The 4,351-nt window shown below is 65.9% G+C and carries 4 protein-coding genes; all 4 read left to right on the top strand.

The features are described from left to right. Positions 1–863, top strand: an 863-nt coding sequence (locus EOA33_RS25685; protein ID WP_127406914.1) for a 3-hydroxyacyl-CoA dehydrogenase NAD-binding domain-containing protein, incomplete at its 5' end; no start/stop codon positions are given. A 4-nt stretch (positions 864–867) separates the two neighbouring features. Then, positions 868–2,031, top strand: a complete 1,164-nt coding sequence (locus tag EOA33_RS25680; RefSeq protein WP_127406913.1) for an acyl-CoA dehydrogenase — start codon at positions 868–870, stop codon at positions 2,029–2,031. Between the two features lie 64 nt (positions 2,032–2,095). Further along, a complete protein-coding gene (locus EOA33_RS25675; RefSeq protein WP_127406912.1) occupies positions 2,096–4,174 on the top strand; it encodes an acetate--CoA ligase family protein in 2,079 nt (692 codons plus the stop codon). Next, the coding region (locus EOA33_RS25670; RefSeq protein WP_190234370.1) for an enoyl-CoA hydratase-related protein at positions 4,167–4,351 on the top strand (185 nt) is incomplete at its 3' end. The genes EOA33_RS25675 and EOA33_RS25670, both read left to right, overlap by 8 nt.

Genomic DNA, 4,351 nt, shown 5'->3' with positions numbered 1-4,351 from the left:
TCCAGGAAAGCGTACCCGAGCGGCTCGACCTCAAGCACAGGGTGCTGGCCGAGATCGACGCCCATGCGCCGGCCAATGCCATCGTCGGCTCGTCGACCTCCGGCATCAAGCCGACCGACATGCAGGTGGCGATGAAGAAGCACCCGGAGCGGCTGGTCGTCGGCCATCCGTTCAACCCGGTCTATCTCCTGCCGCTGGTCGAGATCGTCGGCGGCGAGCAGACCTTCCCGGAGGCGATCGAGGTCGCCAAGGAACTTTACGCCTCGATCGGCATGAAGCCGGTGGTGGTGCGCAAGGAGATCGAGGCCTTCGTCGGCGACCGCCTGCTCGAAGCCGCCTGGCGCGAGGCGCTGTGGCTGGTCAAGGATGGCATCTGCACCGTCGAGGAACTCGACGACATCATGCGCTATTCCTTCGGCCTGCGCTGGGCGCAGATGGGCATGTTCCAGGTCTACCGCGTCGCCGGCGGTGAGGCCGGCATGCGCCACTTCATGGCGCAGTTCGGCCCTTGCCTGAAATGGCCGTGGACCAAGTTGATGGACGTGCCGGAGTTCAACGATGAGTTGGTCGATCTCATCGCCACCCAGTCGGACGAGCAGGCGCACGGCCTGTCGATCCGCGAGCTGGAAAAGATCCGCGACGACAATCTGGTCGCGATCATGGAGGCGCTGTCGAAGCAGAACAAGGGCAAGGGCTGGGGCGCCGGCGCGCTGCACAAGGACTATACCAGGCAGCTCGCCAAGCTGGCGGCGAAGAAGCCGGTCTCCAAGGCGGCCGAGAAGGCCAAGGCTGCCAAGCCGGTGAAGAAGGCCGTGAAGCCGGCAAAGGCCGAAAAGTCGAAGAAGAGCAAGAAGAAGGGCTGAGGCGATGGATTTCGGTCTTTCCGAGGAACAAAAGCTCATCGTCGAGACGACGCGCGCCTTCGTCGAGAACGAGCTTTATCCGCATGAGCGCGAGGTGGAGCGCACCGGCGTGCTGCGCCGCGAGCTGATCGACGAGCTGAAGGCCAAGGCGCTCGAGGCCGGGCTCTACGCCGCCAACATGCCGGCCGATGTCGGCGGCGCCGGCCTCGATACGGTGAGTTGGCTGCTCTACGAGAAGGAGCTCGGCCGCGCCAACTACGCGCTGCACTGGACCTGCGTAGCGCGTCCTTCCAACATCCTGCTCGCCGGCACGCCGGAGCAGCGCGAGAAATATCTCTTCCCCTGCATCCGCGGCGAGAAGTGGGACTGCCTGGCAATGACCGAGCCCGGCGCCGGCTCCGACCTGCGCGGCATGAAGGCCACCGCCGTGCAGGATGGCGACGACTGGGTGCTGAACGGCACCAAACACTTCATCAGCCATGCCGACATCGCCGACTTTGCGATTTGTTTCATGGCTTCAGGCGAAGAGGATTCGCCGCGCGGCAAACGCAAGAAGATCACCGCCTTCTTCGTCGACAAGGGCACCAGGGGCTTTGCCGTGCGCGACGGCTACCGCAACGTCTCGCATCGCGGCTACACCAACGCCATCCTCGAATTCGATGATTGCCGGCTGCCGGCGAGCCAGGTCCTGGGCGAGGTGCACAAGGGTTTCGAGGTTGCCAATTCCTGGCTCGGCGCCACTCGCCTGCAGGTCGGCGCCACCTGCCTCGGCCGCGCCGAGCGTGCGCTTGGCCACGCCATCGAGTACGCCGCCCAGCGCCAGCAGTTCGGCCAGCAGATCGGCAAGTTCCAGGGCGTGTCGTTCAAGCTCGCCGACATGGCGACGGAGTTGAAAGCCGCCGACCTGATGGTGTTCGAAGCCGGCTGGAAGTACGATCAGGGCACCGTCACCGACCAGGACATGGCCATGGCCAAGCTGAAGGCTACAGAGATGCTGGCTTTCGTCGCCGACGAGGCGATCCAAATCCATGGCGGCATGGGGCTGATGGACGATCTGCCGCTGGAGCGCATCTGGCGCGACGCCCGCGTCGAGCGCATCTGGGAAGGCACTTCGGAGATTCAGCGACATATTATTTCGCGGGCGCTGCTGCGTCCGTTTGGGGCTTAGAGCATGATGCCCAAAGCCGGGATCCGGCTTTTGGAGAAGATCATGCTCAAACGAAAAGATGGCCATGCATAAACTCGAACGTCTCCTGCGCCCGAAATCGATCGCCGTGTTTGGCGGCGCACAGGCCGCCGCCGTCGTCGCGCAATCGATCAAGATGGGCTTTGCCGGCGAAATCTGGCCGGTGCACCCGACCAAGGACGAGGTTGCCGGCCGCAAGGCCTACCGCTCCGTCGCCGAATTGCCCGGCGCGCCCGATGCCGCTTTCGTCGGCGTCAACCGGCATCTTTCCATCGAGGTGGTCAAGGCTCTGGCAGAGCGCGGCGCCGGCGGCGCCGTCTGCTTCGCCGCTGGCTTCCTCGAGACCGAAGCCTATGACGAGGACGGCGAGCGGCTGCAGGCTGAATTGGTTACGGCCGCCGGCCAGATGCCGATCATCGGCCCCAACTGCTACGGCCTCATCAACTATGCCGACGGCGCGCTGCTCTGGCCCGACCAGCATGGCGGCATCAGGCTGCCCGACAGCGGCAAGGGCGTCGCCATCATCACCCAGTCGTCCAACATCGCCATCAACATGACGATGCAGAAGCGCGGCCTGCCGATCGCCTTCCTGATGACCGCCGGCAATCAGGCGCAGACCGGCCTCTCGGAAATGGCCCTCGGCCTGATCGAGGATGAGCGCGTCACCTCGCTCGGCCTGCACATCGAGGCCTTCGATTCGGTCGCCGGTTTCGAGCGGCTTGCGGCCAGGGCGCGCGAGCTGAGGAAGCCGATCATCGCCATGAAGGTCGGCCGCTCGGAACAGGCGCGGCAGGCGACGGTGTCGCACACCGCCTCGCTGGCCGGCTCGGACGCCGCTTCCGGCGCCTTCCTGAGGCGGCTCGGCATCGCCCGCGTCGATTCCATTCCAGCCTTCATCGAGGCGCTGAAGCTGCTGCACATCACCGGGCCGCTGCCCGGCTACAAGCTGTCGTCGATGAGCTGCTCGGGCGGCGAGGCCTCGGTGATGGCCGACAGCGCGGAGGGGCGCTGGGTGCATTTCCCGCCTCTGACCGACAAGCATCGCGTCCATGTCAAGTCGACGCTGGGGCCGCTGGTCGCGGTCGCCAATCCGCTCGACTACCACACCTTCATCTGGAACAACGAGCCGGCTATGACGGCCACCTTCACCGCGATGGTGTCGGGCGGCTTCGACCTCAACATGCTGGTGCTCGACTTCCCGCGTCCCGACCGCTGCTCCGACACCGACTGGTGGGCGACGCTGCGCGCTTTCGAGGCGGCGCTGAAGACCAACAGCGCGCAAGGCGCGATCGTGTCCTCACTGCCGGAAAACCTGCCGGAGGAATATACCGCCGGGCTGATGGCGCGCGGCATGGTGCCGTTGTTCGGCATCTCGGAAGCCATGGATGCCGCTCAGGCGGCCGCCTTCATCGGCTGGGCCTGGCGCGAGCCCGAGGCACAGCCGGTCGACACCAGCGCCGCGGGCGCGGCCGACGCCGGCCATGTTACGCCCGACGAGGCCGAGGCCAAGGCGCGGCTGATCAAGGCCGGGCTACCGGTGCCGAAGGGCGAGCGCGCCGCCAATGCGGTTGAGGCGGTGATTTCGTCGATGGCGCTAGGCTTCCCGGTGGCGCTGAAGGCGCTGGGCGTCACCCACAAGTCGGAAGTCGGCGCGGTGATCCTCAACCTCAAGGATGCCGAATCCGTGAGCACCGCCGCGCATGACCTCCTGCCGCTCGGCACCGGCCTCTATGCCGAGCGCATGGTGCGCGACGGCGTCGCCGAGCTGATCGTCGGCTTCACCCGCGACCCGATGTTCGGCGCGGTGATGACGCTCGGCACCGGCGGCGTGCTGGTCGAGCTCCTGCGCGACAGCGTCACTTTGATGCTGCCGGCGACCCGCGACGATATCGAGGCGGCATTGCGTGGACTGAAGCTCTACCCACTGCTCGAAGGCTATCGCGGCCGGCCCAAGGCCGATGTCCAGGCGGCCATCGACGCCATCGCCGGCATCGCCGGCTTTGTGCAGCAGAATGCCGGCGAGATCGAGGAGCTCGACATCAATCCGCTGATCGTCTGCGCCGAAGGCAAGGGCGCCTGGATCGCCGACGCGCTGCTGGTGCTTGGAGAGAAGAAGAATGCCTGACGTCATTTCGACCCGCCGCGAGGGCACGATCCTCGAAGTCACGCTTGACCGGCCGAAGGCCAATGCCATCGACCTGAAGACGTCGCGGCTGATGGGCGAGACGTTCAAGGCGTTCCGCGACGATCCCGACCTGCGTGTCGCCATCGTCAGGACCGCCGGCGACAAGTTCTTCTGCGC

Source organism: Mesorhizobium sp. M4A.F.Ca.ET.050.02.1.1 (assembly GCF_003997725.1).
Lineage (GTDB): Bacteria > Pseudomonadota > Alphaproteobacteria > Rhizobiales > Rhizobiaceae > Mesorhizobium.
The sequence above is the reverse complement of the archived record's forward strand: the minus strand, read 5'-3'. Positions and strand labels throughout refer to the sequence as shown.